A 16704-nucleotide genomic window follows, 5' to 3' on the forward strand; every position below is an offset into this window, starting at 1 on the left:
TGGCGAGATACGGTTTAAAGCAAAATAGTAAATCGTAAATTCTCTAATAGCCAATAAAATAATCTGCGGGAATCCGCGTTAATCTGCATTTCTAAACAGGCTCATTCTTTACGTATTTACCGCTTCTTTCCAAATACCGAATTTACCCAATTGGGCAAAATGCATACGCCGATAATCAAATAAGAATAATAAGTTATGAGCCGCCAAACGAAAGCGGCTATCACCGCCGTTCCTGCAAAAGGGAAAAAATCTCCATAATATACGTTGAACATATATTCGCCGAAACCGCTTCCGCCCGGTGTGGGAGTGACTACCAGCACCATCCAAATAACAAGCTGGCGGGCAAAAGCAAGAAAATGGTCACCCCCTGAAGAGAAAGCGAACAACAAGGCATTCACCACCCAATAGCGGGAACACCACGCCCATGCCGTCACACCGAAGCACTTCAACCAAAAGCCGAACGAACGGCAACTCAATTCACGCGAGCTTGTTATCAAATCCTCGCCCAACTTCACCACTCCCGGTTTCCAGCGGCGCAAGAATGGAAGTGAAAACAAGGCAAGCAGCAGGCGGCTTATCCATTGCGCCTTATGAAACAATGCCACATAAAGTATCAAGGTCCAGACACATACCACCGCCAACACCGCCATAAACACAATCTGCACGCCTGTATCGAACGCCGCATTCCCCATGAAAAGGATATCCATGGGAAACAACAACAACACAACAACGCATGCCAACGAGAGGAAAAATTCATCCAGAAACAAGTTGGCTATCATCACCGCCGTACCTTCACCTCCAGCCAGCCCTTCTTTATGCAAATAAACCGCTATCAGGCTGCTCCCGCCCACTGCCGATGGGGTGGCGGCAGAAGTAAACTCACAAAGCATATTCACCCGGAAGACCTGTTTCCATGAAAGCTTTTTCCCGACCAATATCTTAAAGCGTTGGGTCAATGCCAGATTCTGGCAAACCATGCACAATGCCGCCAATACAATACCTGCCCACATTTGCGCATCGGGCTTAATCGCGACAAAAATCCCAGGGTCGAATTCTTTCCAGAACATTCCGGCAATGACCAACAGCCCCAAGACGATAGGAACAGCTACATAATAAGGATTGAAAAGCGTTTCTTTTTTCATACACGATAGCGCTTGATAATACTTGAATACCGGTCGCTCACCTCGCCCGCAATGTCTTCCCATGAGCGTGCCAGCGTCTCCGAGGCTTGTACACTTACTTTCCCCAGCAAGAGCCTGTCTTGCAATACCTGCGTAATCCTTGCCGCGAAAGCTTCCTGATTGTTTTCCGACAAGAAACCGTTCACTCCATCTCTGACCACGGCAGAAGCCGTAGAGCCTGCTATCAGCACAGAAGGGGTATGAAGCGCCGCCGCTTCACGAACCACCAACGGAGCATTATCATACAAAGAAGGGAACAAGAACAAATCTGCCGCCAGATAATACTTACGCAACTCGTCCCGCTCGGTAATGCAGCCTTGAAACCGGACTTTGCCAGATAAGCCCAGCTTCTCCGACAATTCCTTCAGACTGGAAGCCGCATAACCTGTCCCGATGAAAAACATCTGAAACGGCAAATCCTTCAGCCGGGCAACGGCATGAAGCAGGAATTCCAGATTCTTTTCCCAAATATGCTGCCCCACGTACAGAAATACCGGAGTATCATCGGCGGCGCCTAATTCTTTCCGGAACATCACACGCTCCGCCTCCGAATAGGTACCGGCAAAATCATTGCCGTTGTCCACCACTTCTACTTTCCCCCGATAGCCATACTCGCGTAAAGTGTCTTCTACCGACGCCTGCGGAATCCATACCTCATCCGCATGTTCATAAAAGTTCACAATACGCTTAATTATCAATTCCACAATCAGCTTATTCGGTATCACCCGCTCAAAATCAGCACGATACTTGGAATGGAAAGTAGTCACCAACGGAATATGCTTGGCATGTGCCAAATGCATGGCAAGGCTTCCGGAAGTGAACGGGCAATGCGCATGCAGCAAGACGAAAGGCAAGCCATGGATTTGCTTGGCAAAAGGCAAGTCTATATAAGGGAATCCCATCCGATAAGGCTTGCGCTGAGGTACAGGGATAGAAGCATACCGATAAACGGGATAAGGTGTACAATCGGTATACGACTTCGCCGAAGGAGTGACTACGCACACATCCTCACCCCTCTGATGAAGCCAATATGCATAATTTTGTGTAGTAACAGATACTCCGTCCATAACAGGAGGGAAGCAATCATTAAACAGGCCAATCATACTTGGTTTATCTGTTTTGAATCAACTCATATTAAAAACTGATGCAAAGTTACAATAGTAATCCGGTATTCAAAAACAGATAGCACCCAAAGATATCATTTTTTCATCCGAATAAACCAGATTTTCTTATCTAGCCACCAGTAAAGTACGACAAGACATGCCAGCGAGACGGATGTGGGCAGGAAAAACCGGAATGTCTCGCCCGAAGGAAAAATCTGGCACAAGGTCTGAAACGCCTCGGTAAAGAAAGCGCCATACTCCTTTATTATATAAAAGAGAACGCCCAAGGCAAGGGCACAACATGCCGCCAACACCCACCGCAGGCGATGTTCCTCCTTGCGCTCGCGCCGGAAGGCTTCTTCGCGCACCTGTCGCATCATGCGGTACGTAAAATTACTGGGCAAGCGATAGGCTGGCTGGTCCTTTATCGCTTTCTTAAGTCCTTTATCCGTGGTCATGACTTACTCCTCCTTACTCATTAATATATATAGTTTCTTGCGTATGCGATGCAATTTCACTTTGATATTGCTCACGCTTTGATTCAAGATATGCGCTATTTCCTCGATGCTTTTCTCCTCCTCATAAAAGAGCGTGATAATGGCACGTTCCTCCGGAGCCAGCTTTTCCAATGCCGCCTGAAGCCGTGCGATGCGTTCTTCCGACTCATCGTCCAACGCTTCGTCTATCTCCGTTTCCGAAACCCGTTCCCATTGCTTGTCGTCTATCACCAGCACTTCTTCCTTTTTCTTGCGCAAGGCGGAAAGTGCCGTATTATAAGCGATACGGTAAATTCACGTAGAAAACGTGCTGTCGTTCGAGAACGAGCTTAAATGCTGGAACGCTTTCATAAACGTGTCCTGAGTCAACTCCTCGGCATATTCGGGAGATGATACCATGCGGACAATCAAAGCGAAGACCTGTTGTCCGTAGGCATCGAGGAAATACGAAAATTCTTCGGTCTTCCCCGCTACTATCTGCGCGATTATATGTGACTCGTTCGGTTTCATTCCGTTTCTTTAGACGCAAAAACCGGAAAGAGGTTACAAAATATACGCAAAAATTTTTTCTTGCCGATTCATGTAACCTTTCGGCACTTCCTTGCGTCTAAAGGTGCAAAGGAACGAAATTAATCACTTAAAAACAACAAGAATATGGAAGACATTTTAGTACCTATCGGCGTGCTTGCCATTATTTTCGGCTGCATCTACAAATTATTCGAACTGTTCGTAGGACGCAAAGAACGAATCATGCTGATTGAAAAACTTCAGCCCGAACAATTAAGCCACGGGGTAGCAGGACACCTGAAATTCTCCACGTATTTCACTACCCTGCGCACGGGTTGCCTCATGCTCGGCATCGGTCTCGGACTGGTGGCAGGCTATTGCATCGACCCTCAAACCAGCTATGAGAGTTCTTCGATTATCTATGCCGCCAGCGTCCTGATAGGCGGAGGGCTGGGACTTATCGCCGCTGTCCTCACAGAACTGAAACTGAACAAGAAGAAAGAAGAAGAATGAAAAATGAGGAATGAAGAATGAAGAATCGCCTCGCCTGCATGGGATTCTTCATTCTTCATTCTTTATTCTTAATTTTCAAAGAGCTTCCCGTTGATGTACAGGTTCTTCATCGTAATGTCGCTCACATTCTCGATACGGTTCCCGTTCTCCTTTACATTATTAAAGTGACAATCCTCCAGCGATACGTTGGATACATGCTTGTCATCGTCCAGCCCGATAGCCACGATGCCGTAACGGCTCTTCTCGCAGGTCACGTTCTTCAGGTGAACATTGCGCACCGTCGGGTCAAATCCCCGGTTGCATTGCTCGCGCTCCTCGTATTTCAGGTTGATGCGCAACACCGCCTCGTTGCATTGCCCTACCTTGATATTCCGCACAAATACATTCTCTATCACACCACCCCGGCAGGTGCTGGTCTTGATACGGATGACACGGTCCAGTTGCGGGCTGTCCATCACACAATCTTCTACATACAGGTTGCGGTATCCGCCCGATATCTCGCTTCCGATAACCACGCCTCCATGCCCGTTCTTCATCTCGCAATTCCGCACAACGATGTTCTCGCTCGGGATGTTCCATTTCCGCCCGTCTTCGTTCCGTCCCGATTTAATCGCAATGCAATCGTCTCCCGTATCGAAACGGCAATTCTCTATCAGCACGTTCTTGCACGATTCGGGGTCGCATCCGTCCCCGTTCGGACCGCGGTTGAATATCTTCACGCCCCGTACAATCAGGCTCTCGCAAAACAAGGGATGAATCACCCAGAACGGAGAATTGAGCAACGTCACGTCTTCTATCAGCACGGTATTGCACGAATAGAAATTGATGAGCTGGGGACGAAGCCCGTCTTCGGGAGTCATCACCCGTTCGTAAATCGGGCGTTTCAATTCCGCATAGCCCATCAGACGCTCGCGGCTTCCCAACTTCTGGCTACGCATCCCCTCTTTCCAGCCATAGCGGGGCGCACCGCACATATACCACCAATTCTCGTTCGAGCCCTGCCCGTCAATCACGCCCTTGCCGGTCAAAGCGATATTCGTTTCGCCATACGCATAAATCAACGGATGCGCGTTGTAGCAGTCCAAGCCTTCCCAACGGGTAATGACCGCAGGGAAATACAAGTCCTGGTCGGTAGAGAACTTTAAGACAGCCCCTTCCGATACGTGCAAGTTGACGTTGCTCTTCAAGGTAATCGGACCCGTATAGAATGTCCCTTCGGGAACCAGAACCGTTCCTCCTCCTTCCTGATTGCAAGCCATAATCGCCTGGTTTATCGCTTCGTGGCACGGAGCGTCGGGCGTATCGGGCTTCGCGCCGAAATCCATAATGTTATAAACTCTGCCCGGAAAGCTGGTCTGCTTGATTTGTTGTACAATCTTATCACTCTCGGCAAATGCTTTGTCAAAGTCTACAGGCTCGGATGCCTGCAAGGAAAGGCCTGCCAAAGCCAGCAGGGAAATCAATAGTGTTTTCATAAATAAAGAATAAAATGTATTGGGTTAAGTATGTATATAAAATGAATCGTTATCTCAGCACAGAGGAAGACGTGACAGGAATTTTCCTCTGTACTCTCTGTGGTGAATCCCTGTCACGCTGGATTTGCAATCCAGCGTAATTCTACATGCGGATTTGCAATCCGCATCGTCAGCTAATGGTTCTGGATTACAAATCCGGTTCTTTTATTACGCCGGATTGCAAATCCGGCGTGACGAACAATAAACTAATCATAAATTCTTTTCTTTCAACAAGTCCCGGATTTCGGTCAACAATTGGATATCAGCCGGCGGAGCAGGCGGAGTCTTTGCCTCGGCTTCTTTCTTCCGGGTCAATGCATTGATGCCTTTCACCAGAAAGAATACCGCCAGGGCGATAATCAGGAAATCGAAGACCACCTGGATGAAATTCCCATAATTGAGCGCCACTTCCGGAGAAACCACCTTGTCTCCCTCCGTCACCGCATGCTTTATCACCCATTTCAGGTCGGAAAAGTTCACGCCTCCTACCAACACACCCACGGCAGGCATAATCAAGTCGCCCACCAGCGAGGATACAATCTTTCCGAATGCGCCCCCGATAATGATGCCGACCGCCATATCGACCACATTGCCCCGCATGGCAAATTTCTTAAACTCATTCAATGTCTTTTTCATTGTTTACCCGATTTATATTTCTTCAATTTGAACACAGAGACACGGAGGCGCAGAGAAAAATAAGTTCGATCTTTCATTTTTAACCCTCTATTTATAGAACTCTGTGTCTCCGTACCTCTGTGTTTATAAAAGCGTTTACGCACACAAAGGTAGCAAAATCATACAGAAAGGCAAGAAATAAAGGAAGAAACTTTGAAATGCAAGAGAATACTCGTAGCTTTGCAGCGCTATTTCCCAAAATTATGAACCAGACCCGAATACGACATACCTTCTTATATATGTGGCTCGTATGCCTTTTCCTCCTCACGCCCTTTGCGGCACAAGGAGCAAACACCGAGACCACTTTCCGCATTACCGTTCTCAAGACCAACGGAGAGCCTCAACCCGGAATGATTCTCAAAATATCGAGCCGAAGCCAGGAATACACCGGCGATGCACAAGGCGTCATCACGTTCCGATACGAAATAGAAGATTCGTACACCCGCACGGCATACCTGTATTTCCCCGCCGACCGGGAAAAATCGGTGGCATCCTTTACCCTGGAAGCCGGAAACGCCACGAAAACATTCTACTTGGACAGCCCTCAGGACATTGTCGCATACAAGCAAAGCCAGCAATTGTTCCCGATAGAAGGCTATGTCACAACGGCTTCGGGAGAGCCGATAACGGGTGCCGTGGTCAGCATCCAAGGGACCGGAAGGCAAGTCCTCACCGATGAAATCGGGCTTTTCCAGATTGACGCGGACTACAATCACCCGATACGGGTACGCGCCGACGGAATGGAAAACCAGTCCGTTTCCATCCAAGCCTTCCTTCAAAGCCCCAACGAGCCTTACACCATCGTAATGCAACGCAAAAACACCGGGCGCGTCTATGCCTCGGCAGAACAGATGCCCGAATATCCGGGCGGCATGAAAGCCTTCCAGCAATACCTGAAACGCAACCTGAAATACCCTCCCCAAGCCAAGCGGGACAGCATCGAAGGGGTAGTGGTTATCCAATTCATCGTGGAAAGAAACGGGCGTATCGCCTCGCCCGCCATCGTGCGGGGCCTGGAAGCAAGCATGGACACGGCAGCGCTGAACGCTATCCGGGAAATGCCCCGGTGGATTCCGGCGAAAGACCATGGCATCACCGTGCGGTGCAAATACTCCGTCCCCGTCCAGTTCAAAATAGAACGCCCGAAACCCGTTCAGCCCAAGCCGCTCTTGGCAAGCAAGGACAGTATCCTGCATAAAGACAGCCTCTTGGCAGATTCACTTTTAACGGATTCCGTTGCAAGGGATTCCCTACGCATGAAAAAGCTGACGCCCGACTCGTTGCGGACCGATTCGCTCCGGTTGCGCCCGGACTCTTTGCGTCTTTTGTCCGATTCCATCCGGATGCCGGACGATTCTTTGCGCCTAAAGAAAGACAGCCTCTTGGCACCTGCCGACTCGCTTATCGCGCCCAAAGATTCCCTGGCACAAACTCCGGACACACATGCCGAGCCTCAGAAACCCAAGAAACGGAACATCTTCGTGCGCTTCTTCCGCTGGCTGTTCGGAATCAAGGACAAGCCGGAACAAACCCCTGCCGAAAAGCCCGCCGGGAACTGACGAAAACGCATACGCCTGCATCGGGCGATGCAGCCGTATGTGTTTCCGCACGCAAGCGGACGCGCACGAGGCCTTACCCCGATAATGCCCAAAAAGTAGAAAAGAAAAAACAAAAATTCCTCTTCTTGTTAACCAAAAAGGCGTATATTTGATTCAAAAATATATACCATGAAAATAGCAAGAACATTTGGGATGGCTATCGCCATCAGCTTTTTCCTTTTTACGGCTTGCTCGGATACAGCGCCGAAAGCAGAACCAGACCCACCGGGACAAGAAGAACCGGAGCCAGAACCGGAACCTGATCCGGAGCCGGACGAAGAAGAATTGCCCGACTATCCCGCTCCCGACCGGAGCGTAACCCCCGCCTTTCCTTATGCTTTCGGAGCCGGACGATTTACCTCCGGAGGAGCGGAAGGCAAGGTATATACCGTCACTTCCCTTGCCGATGACGGCTCTACGGGCACCTTGCGTTGGGCATTGAACCAATCGGGCAAGCGTACCATCGTCTTTGCCACGGGCGGACTTATCGAATTAAGCAAAGAGCTTAAAATCAATCATGGAGATGTAACCATTGCCGGACAAACCGCACCGGGAGGAGGCATCTGCCTGAAAGGGCATCCGGTTGTAGTAAATGCAGATAATGTCATCATACGGTTTATCCGTTTCCGCATGGGATCGGACAACCTAACGGAAGCCGAAGCCGACGGAGGTGATGCCGTGTGGGGCAGAGGATGGAAAAACATCGTGATAGACCATTGCTCGATGAGCTGGAGCACCGACGAGTGTGCCTCTTTCTATAACAACGAGAATTTCACCCTGCAATGGTGCATCATCAGCGAAAGCCTTACGCTCTCCGAGCATAGCAAAGGAAGGCATGGGTACGGAGGCATCTGGGGAGGAGAACCTGCCTCGTTCCACCATAACCTGCTGGCACACCATAGCAGCCGTACGCCCCGCCTTTCGGGAAGCCGCACCACAGGCAATCCCGATAAGGAGCAAGTCGACCTGCGGAATAACGTATTCTATAATTGGGGACCGACCAACGGAGGCTATGCGGGCGAAGGAGGCTCGTACAATTTCATCAACAACTATTACAAGCCGGGACCTTCCACCTGTACGAAGAAAGGCATTGTCAACCGCATCTTCCAGCCTAACGGGGATGACGGAAACCAGCAAAACCCGAAAGGCGTATGGGGAATTTTCTACGTAAACGGGAACTATTTCGATGATACCTGCCCCAACTTGCCCGAAAACTACAAAAAACTGATAGCGGAAGTCAATACAGATAACTGGTCGGGCATACATCCCAATGAAAACAATTGCCCCTTGCCCGAAGGAGGCATCGAAGCCATCCGGTCGGGAGAAGCCTTCCTCATCACTCCCGATGCGGACGAATATACCCAACCGGCACAAGATGCTTACGATTGGGTATTGGCTCATGCGGGAGCATCGCTCGTCCGGGATGAGGTAGACGCGCGTATTGTCGATAACGTGCGCCAAGGGAATTATACCGCCGAGGGAAGCAACGGAAGTTCGAATGGATTGATAGACCGTGCCGAAGACGTAGGCGGATGGCCCGATTACGCACCGGGCACAGCTCCGGCAGACACGGACGGAGACGGCATGCCCGATGCATGGGAAGAAGAACAACACTTGAACCCGAACGATGCTTCGGACGGAGCCAAATACAACCTCAGCCCCTATTATACCAACTTGGAGGTTTACCTGAATAGCTTAGTAGAAGATTTATATCCTAACCCTTAATACCTTATTATATATGAACCTGAAAAGAGAACTCGGAACAGCCGCCTGCCTGATTGCGCTCTCGTTATGCGCCTTACCGGTATCAGCATCCACCGACCGCGTACCGGCATTCCCCGGAGCCGACGGTGCGGGGAAATATACTACCGGCGGAAGAGGCGGGAAAGTATATACCGTCAATTCCTTGAAAGACGACGGGTCGGAAGGCACGTTGCGCTGGGCAATCCGCAAGAAAGGGCCGCGCACCATCGTATTTGCCGTAAGCGGCATCATCGAACTGCAATCCCCGCTCTATATCAATAACGGAGACCTGACCATTGCCGGACAGACCGCTCCGGGCGACGGCATCTGCCTGAAAAACTATACGCTGGGAATCAAGGCAGACAACGTCATCATCCGCTTCATCCGTTCACGCATGGGAGCGGACATCAAGCAAAAAGGGAACGATGCCATGAACGGATTCAATAACCACCGGGACATCATCATCGACCATTGCTCGATGAGCTGGAGCACGGATGAATGTGCCACGTTCTACGATAACCGGAACTTCACGATGCAATGGTGCATCGCCAGCGAAAGCCTGCTCAACTCCATCCACGAAAAAGGCAAGCACGGCTATGGAGGCATCTGGGGAGGACAGCCCGCCTCGTTCCACCACAATCTGCTGGCACATCACTCCAACCGCACGCCCCGCCTGTGCGGAAGCCGCTATACAGGCAAGCCCGAAGAAGAGCGGGTGGAATTGTTCAACAATGTCATCTACAATTACGGAAGCGCCGGAGCATACGCGGGCGAAGGAGGTTCGTATAATTTCCTGAACAATTACTATAAGCCCGGTCCGTACACCGCTACGGTCGCTTCGTATAAAAGGCTGTTTACCGCCTATTCCGATGACGGGAAGAACAACAATCCCCAAGGCACGCACGGCGTGTTCTACCTGAGCGGGAACTACATGGATGGCTCATGCGCCAAGCTGAGCGAAAAGCAACGGAAAGACATGCAGAAGGTAAACAAGGACAATGCCGCAGGGCTGATATTGAAAGACAAGGCTGCGGACAAAGCTGCCTACCTGTCTGAAAAACCTTTCGACATTGCCGAACATACAACCCTCCAAGAGGCGGGCGAAGCCTATGAAGCCGTATTGCAATACGCCGGAGCGTCTTTCAAGCGGGATGCATACGACCAACGCATCGCGGACGAGACCCGAAAAGGGACTTATACGTACGAAGGAAGCCACGGAAGCACAAACGGAATGATAGACCAGCCTGCGGACGTAGGCGGATGGCAAACCTATCAATCGGCTCCCGCCCCACTGGATAGCGATGCCGACGGAATGCCCGATGCCTGGGAGAAAGAACACGGACTGAACCCGAACGATGCATCGGACGCATCCGCATACGGTTTAGATACCGGTTATACCAACCTAGAAATGTACCTGAACGGGCTGGTAAACCATTTGTACCCCAAACTATAAACGACCCTATACCATGAAAAAGAACAGACTCGCCCTGCTTGTTTTGGGATTGGGCATGACAGGCTTTATGAACGCACAAACAATCCCCTCCCTCGAAGGAGTAGCGGACGGCATCCATCACTGGAACCTGGAACATCCCGAACGCACGTACGCACGCTATGCTCCGGAACAATACAAGGAAATAGCGGATAACTTCATCGCATACCAGAACGAAGACGGAGGATGGCCCAAGAACATCGATTGGCTTGCCATACTTCCCACCGATTCGGTCTATCAGGCATTAAAAGAACGGTATAAGCGCAGTACGCTCGATAACCGGAACACGTATTCGCAAATCAACTACCTGGCACAAGTCTATACAAAGACAAAAGACTCCCGCTATAAGGCATCCGTACTTAAAGGGCTGGATTACCTGCTGAAAATCCAAAAGAAGAACGGCGGATGGCGAGGCTGGGACGTAGACGCCATCACCTATAATGATGAAGTGACCACCGGTGTACTGGAACTTTTCCTGCACATCAATGAAGGCGACATCAACTATACATGGCTGGACGATGCCATGAAGAAAAGAATCTACCAGGCGTTGCAAAAGGGCATCGACATCATCCTGCGCACCCAATACGTGCAAAACGGAACAAAAACCGTATGGGGACAACAGCATGATAACGAGACTTTACTCCCCGTGCAGGCCCGCACATTCGAACTTCCCTCCTTGGTATCTACTGAAAGCTGCAGCGTATTAAAGTTCTTAATGGAGATTCCGCATCCTTCCGCACAGGTGATAGAAGCGGTAAAAGCGGGAGTGGCATGGCTGGAGAAATCTGCCATTCAAGGCATCCGGATTGAAAAGGTTGAAATCAAACCCGACCAAATCATCAATGCGGAATATCCCTACGACCTGAAAGTGGTGAAAGACAAGAAAGCCCCGCGCATCTGGGCACGCTTCTACGAGCTGGATACCAACAAGCCCTTTATGGCAAGACGGGACGGGACCAAAGTCTACCAGTTATCCGATGTAGACCCCGAACGCCGTACAGGCTACGACTGGTACACATACGCGCCCGAAGCTATCTTGAAACACTATCCGCAATGGCTGGCTATCGTAGAAGCGGAGCAGGCTTATGCCGGATACGAGGTACTGAACAACATGCCGGCTTTCTATCAACAATTGAAGCAAAGCCTGACCTATCCGCTGGCATGGGGAAATGCACCCGAAAAGGATTTCAACCGCTGGCGCGCCCAAGCACGCGAGAAATTATTGGAATGCATGCAGCCCGCTCCGCCTCAGGCGGATTTCGACATGAAGGTCATCGAAAGCGAACAGCGGGAAGGCTATACCGCACAGAAGATTGTGTTCAATGTATCCGGATATTCCCGTGTGCCGGCATACCTCCTTGTGCCGGAAGGCAAAGGCCCTTTCCCAGCCGTACTTCTCTTGCATGACCACGGCGCACACTTCACCATCGGAAAAGAAAAGATGGTGCGCCCGTTCAATGTATCAGAGACCGTCATGCAAGATGCAGACGACTGGGCTGTACGGTGTTATGACGGACAATATGTCGGCGATTTCCTTGCCCGGAACGGCTATGTCGTATTAGCCGTGGATGCCTTGTTCTGGGGCGAACGGGGCAGAAAAGAATATGCCGACTACGATGCCCAGCAGGCGTTGTCCGCCAACCTTCTGCAAATGGGCATGTCCTTCGGAAGCCTCATCGCATGGGACGATATACGCAGTGCCGAATTCCTCAGTTCGCTTCCCAATGTGGACAAAGAGAAAGTAGGCACCATGGGATTCTCGATGGGAGCGCACCGTGCATGGATGACGATGGCGGCTACAGATGCGGTAAAAGCCGGAGCCGCCGTATGCTGGATGAACACCACCGATAGCCTGATGACCCTGACCAATAACCAGAACAAAGGAGGTTCGGCATACAGCATGATTATTCCGGACATACGGAGATACATGGACTATCCCCATGTGGCAAGCATCGCCTGCCCGAAACCGATGTTGTTTACGAACGGTACCAAAGACAAGCTTTTCCCGATAGAAGGGGTCAAATCGGCATACGAAACCATGCGCCAAGTATGGGAAAGCCAAGATGCCGGCGAACATTTCCAAACGAAGATATACGACCTGCCCCACTTCTGCAGCAAGGAAATCCAGCAGGCGATATTGGATTTTTTCAACAAAGAATTTCACGTCGGAAATATAAACAAGTAAAAATAGAAAGAGAGACTCATGAAAAAGATTCATTTGTTTTGTGTAATGCTGGCAGTTCTGTTCCTGTCGGCATTCAAGTCCGATCGGGTTATCACCATATTCATGATCGGCGACTCTACCATGGCAAATAAGACGCTGGATGCCGGCAATCTCGAAAGAGGCTGGGGACATGTATTGGGAGGCTATTTCACCGAAGATGTCCGGGTAGACAATCATGCCTTGAACGGCAGAAGTTCGAAAAGCTTTATTGACGAAGGACATTGGGATGAAGTGGTCAGCAAAATCAAGCCGGGCGACTACGTATTCATCCAGTTCGGGCACAATGACGAAAAGCCCAAACCCGACCGGCACACCGACCCGGGCACGACGTTCGATGAAAATCTCCGCAAGTTCGTACGCGAGACACGCGAAAAGGGAGGAATCCCCGTCTTGTTCAATTCCGTAGTACGCCGCAATTTCGGGGAAAATCCCAATGCCATAGCCGCTGATGACTTCCGTCCCGAGAAAGCAGATGCGGTGGAAGAAGGCGATACGTTGATTGACACACACGGGAAATACCTCGATTCTCCCCGCAACGTAGCAAAAGAAATGGATGTGGCATTCATCGACCTGAACAAAGCGACCAAAGAACTGGTAGAATCAATGGGCGTGGAAGGTTCGAAGAAACTCTTCATGTGGGTTCCTGCCGGAGTATCGCCCGCATGCCCCAAAGGCCGTCAGGACAATACACACTTTAATATTTACGGAGCACGTCAGGTTGCCAAACTTGCCGTGCAAGCCATCGAAAAACAAATCCCCGAACTGGGCAAATACGTGCGTTATTACGACTTCGTAGTGGCTAAAGACGGAAGCGGGGATTTCTTTACCGTGCAAGAAGCCATCAATGCCGTTCCGGATTTCCGCAAGAACAAACGTACCACGATTTTAGTACGGAAGGGAGAATACAAGGAGCGGGTCATCATTCCGGAATGCAAAATCAACATTTCCCTGATAGGTGAAGAAGGTGCCGTAATCACCGATGACAATTATGCTTCGAAGAAAAACATCTTCGGCGATGAAATGTCTACTTCCGGTTCGTCTACGGTCTACATCTATGCCCCCGACTTCTATGCCGAGAACATCACATTTGCCAACACAGCCGGACGGGTAGGTCAAGCCGTAGCCTGCTTTGTAGACGGCGACCGTGCCTATTTCAAGAATTGCCGTTTCCTGGGCAATCAGGATACGCTCTATACATACGGAAAAGAGAGCCGCCAATATTATGAGAATTGCTACATCGAAGGCACGGTAGATTTCATCTTCGGCTGGAGCACCGCTTTATTTAAAGACTGCGAGATACGCAGCCTGGGCAATGGTTATGTAACGGCTCCCTCTACCGATCAGGGAAAACCTTATGGCTATGTATTCTGGAATTGCCGGCTGACCGCCGATGCCGAAGCGGACAAAGTATATCTTTCCCGTCCGTGGCGCCCATACGCGCAAGCTGTCTATATCCAATGCGAATTAGGCAAGCACATCGTGCCCGAAGGCTGGAACAACTGGGGCAAGGCATCGAACGAGAAAACCGCTTTCTATGCCGAATACCAAAGCACCGGCGAAGGCGCCAATCCTGCCGCACGTGCTCCCTACAGCCACCAGTTGACCGATATCAGCAAATATCAGCCCGAAAAGGTTCTGGCAGGCAATGACGGATGGAATCCCATCCAAAACGGAAATGCCCTGCTGACGAATATCAAACGATAAACCTTATTCAGCACAGAGCGCACACAAAGTACGGCTCATATTATAGTAAAACAAAACTGGTTTGCGAAAAATGGAATAGAACACAGAGACACAAAGGCACAGAGTTTTATTTATTTGAGAGAACAGAGTTCACAGATCAAAAGTCTGACTCTGTGACCTTTGCCTTCTCTATATTCTCCGTGTCTCTGCGTCTCTGTGTTCAATATAAACCTGTCACGCCCGTCACGCTGGATTTGTAATCCAGCGTAATTATACGTGCAGATTTGCAATCCGCATCATCAACTAATGGTTCCGGATTACAAATCCGGCGTAATAGAAGATATTCATTTAGCTTATTGAATGGTCCAGTCTTTCAGCGTATGCCGTTCACTGTCAAAATTAACTCCTACCTTCACAACGGGCAATCCGCACAGGGCGAAGCGTTCATCATAATGTTTCAAATCAATTTGCTGCATGGCTTCGGCTGCGCTCTTGTTAAGTTTCACTTCTATAATATATAAGGTATGGGCGGTACGCATCACCACGTCTACCCTTCCTGTTGCGGTATGTACTTCCACATCCACATAATAGCCCATCAGGCTGAAGATGATGTAGAGTACCTGCTGGTAATGTCCTTCGTAGTCGGTATTGTCGGTATAGGGAACGGTAGAGAGGAAAACCTGCAATACCTGCAAGGCTCCGTCCATATCGTTGCGCGACAAGTGCCGTGCCATTTCCCTCAGTGTCCGGTTGCTTTTCCGCGTGTCTTCGGCTATGTAAGACGGAACCAGACTGCTCATCAGTCCCAAACGTACCTCCTTATTGGGCAAATCGAGGATATAAGAACCGAATTCCGTATCCTTTCCCTTAATCGTAAGATAGCCTGCCTGATAAAGTAAAGGCATATAGTTGGTCGCACGTTCTATGGGCACGTCAAAGTCTTCCAATGCTACTTCTTCTCTTCCTATTTCAGTAGGCGGAGTATGATATTTTTTCAGCATCTCTATCAGATAAGTAGGCGTTCCGCTTCCGAACCAATAGGCATTCAGTTCTCCCTTTCCGAATGCGTTCATCAGGCTGAAAGGATTATAGATATCAGGCGAGGGCCATGTAAAGTGATAGCCGTCATAATAGCTTTTCAGCTTATCCAACAGATTTTCTTTTGTCGTATCCAGCTTGTCCGCAAACACATCCAAGTCTGCATCCATCTGCGTGCGCATTTCGTCTTCGGTTATGCCGCAAATAGCGGCGTATCCGTTATCCATACTGATGTTATCAATATTGTTCAGCTCACTGAAGATACTGAGCTGCGAGAACTTGGTGATGCCTGTCAGGAAGACATAGCGCAGATAAGGGTCGCATGCCTTGAGGGGACTGTAGAAGTTGCGCATCACGTTCCGCAGGGCAGGCAGATCCCGGTCTTCGTGCACCACGTCCAAGACCGGCGCATCGTATTCGTCTATCAATACGACCACCTGCCTGCCGTATTTGGCATACGCGTCCATAATCAGGTTCGTCAGCCGGATATTCGTATCTTGCGCTTCACGCGATGCAATCCCCAACCTGATTTCATTGTTCTGAAGCGAATTGTGCAGGTAGCGCGTGAGTGCCTCTTTGTCCATGTGCTTTCCCAAGCTCATGTCGAAATGCAGCACGGGATATTGTGTCCATTCCGTTTCCAGCCTTTCGATGGCAAGCCCTTCGAACAACTCCTTCCGCCCTTCGAAATAAGCATGAAGCGTACTTGTCAGCAACGACTTGCCGAACCGTCTGGGACGGCTCAGGAACATATATTTGCTATTGTCATTCGCCATTCGGTAGACATACGCTGTCTTGTCGATATACAGGTAGCCTTTCGTCCTTAGTTCCGAAAAGGTCTGAATCCCTACGGGATATTTCTTTAATGCGGGCTGGTTCATACGGTTCATACATTTTACATTTCCACAAAAATACGTAATTTCATTGACCTATCCTACT

General features: G+C 49.8%; 12 protein-coding genes and 2 pseudogenes. 7 read left to right on the forward strand and 7 right to left on the reverse strand.

The window, feature by feature from the left end:
* Positions 1–116: 116 nt before the first annotated feature.
* The 4 genes and pseudogenes from BACSA_RS13135 to BACSA_RS13150 form a co-directional block, all read right to left on the reverse strand.
* Complete coding sequence (locus BACSA_RS13135) at positions 117–1142, reverse strand: lysylphosphatidylglycerol synthase transmembrane domain-containing protein (protein ID WP_013618522.1); 1026 nt, start codon at positions 1140–1142, stop codon at positions 117–119.
* A complete protein-coding gene (locus tag BACSA_RS13140) occupies positions 1139–2284 on the reverse strand; it encodes a glycosyltransferase (RefSeq protein WP_013618523.1) in 1146 nt (381 codons plus the stop codon). The genes BACSA_RS13135 and BACSA_RS13140 overlap by 4 nt, the downstream gene beginning before the upstream one ends.
* A 95-nt stretch (positions 2285–2379) precedes the next feature.
* The gene (locus BACSA_RS13145) at positions 2380–2742 is read right to left on the reverse strand and encodes a hypothetical protein (protein WP_013618524.1); all 363 of its coding nucleotides are present in this window, start codon (positions 2740–2742) and stop codon (positions 2380–2382) included.
* Positions 2743–2745: 3 nt separating this feature from the next.
* Positions 2746–3291, reverse strand: a pseudogene (locus tag BACSA_RS13150) (RNA polymerase sigma factor).
* A gap of 144 nt (positions 3292–3435) precedes the next feature.
* Between BACSA_RS13150 and BACSA_RS13155 the strand changes: the two are divergent.
* Entirely contained in the window at positions 3436–3801 is a 366-nt protein-coding gene (locus tag BACSA_RS13155; RefSeq protein ID WP_013618525.1) for a DUF6249 domain-containing protein, read from the forward strand.
* 68 nt (positions 3802–3869) lie between these two features.
* Here BACSA_RS13155 and BACSA_RS13160 read toward each other — a convergent pair whose 3' ends face one another.
* Both BACSA_RS13160 and mscL read right to left on the reverse strand, forming a co-directional pair.
* Positions 3870–5276, reverse strand: coding sequence for a glycoside hydrolase family 28 protein (locus tag BACSA_RS13160; RefSeq protein ID WP_013618526.1), 1407 nt, complete (start codon positions 5274–5276; stop codon positions 3870–3872).
* A 249-nt stretch (positions 5277–5525) separates the two neighbouring features.
* Positions 5526–5951 carry a large-conductance mechanosensitive channel protein MscL gene (mscL, locus tag BACSA_RS13165; protein ID WP_013618527.1) on the reverse strand — a complete coding sequence of 142 codons (426 nt, stop codon included), beginning with the start codon at positions 5949–5951 and terminating at the stop codon, positions 5526–5528.
* Positions 5952–6193: 242 nt separating this feature from the next.
* Here mscL and BACSA_RS18955 point away from each other — a divergent pair, with 242 nt between their 5' ends.
* The 6 genes and pseudogenes from BACSA_RS18955 to BACSA_RS13190 all read left to right on the forward strand — a co-directional run bounded on the left by BACSA_RS18955 (position 6194) and on the right by BACSA_RS13190 (position 14748).
* Positions 6194–7549 (forward strand): TonB family protein, encoded by a 1356-nt coding sequence (locus BACSA_RS18955; RefSeq protein ID WP_144005225.1) that lies wholly within the window; start codon positions 6194–6196, stop codon positions 7547–7549.
* A gap of 168 nt (positions 7550–7717) precedes the next feature.
* Positions 7718–9313, forward strand: a complete 1596-nt coding sequence (locus tag BACSA_RS13175) for a pectate lyase (RefSeq protein ID WP_013618529.1) — start codon at positions 7718–7720, stop codon at positions 9311–9313.
* 13 nt (positions 9314–9326) lie between these two features.
* The gene (locus BACSA_RS13180) at positions 9327–10784 is read left to right on the forward strand and encodes a pectate lyase (RefSeq protein ID WP_013618530.1); all 1458 of its coding nucleotides are present in this window, start codon (positions 9327–9329) and stop codon (positions 10782–10784) included.
* A 67-nt stretch (positions 10785–10851) separates the two neighbouring features.
* Positions 10852–11844, forward strand: a pseudogene (gene pelA, locus BACSA_RS20645) (pectate lyase); the annotation flags it as partial.
* 9 nt (positions 11845–11853) lie between these two features.
* A complete protein-coding gene (locus BACSA_RS20650; protein ID WP_041584412.1) occupies positions 11854–13005 on the forward strand; it encodes a dienelactone hydrolase family protein in 1152 nt (383 codons plus the stop codon).
* 18 nt (positions 13006–13023) lie between these two features.
* Positions 13024–14748 carry a pectinesterase family protein gene (locus tag BACSA_RS13190; RefSeq protein ID WP_013618532.1) on the forward strand — a complete coding sequence of 575 codons (1725 nt, stop codon included), beginning with the start codon at positions 13024–13026 and terminating at the stop codon, positions 14746–14748.
* 332 nt (positions 14749–15080) lie between these two features.
* On the opposite strand, the gene BACSA_RS13195 is transcribed toward BACSA_RS13190, so the two are convergent.
* On the reverse strand, positions 15081–16646 hold the full coding sequence (locus tag BACSA_RS13195; protein WP_013618533.1) for an ATP-binding protein: 1566 nt from the start codon (positions 16644–16646) through the stop codon (positions 15081–15083).
* Between the last annotated feature and the right edge of the window lie 58 nt (positions 16647–16704).

The organism is Phocaeicola salanitronis DSM 18170 (assembly GCF_000190575.1).
Taxonomy (GTDB): domain Bacteria; phylum Bacteroidota; class Bacteroidia; order Bacteroidales; family Bacteroidaceae; genus Phocaeicola; species Phocaeicola salanitronis.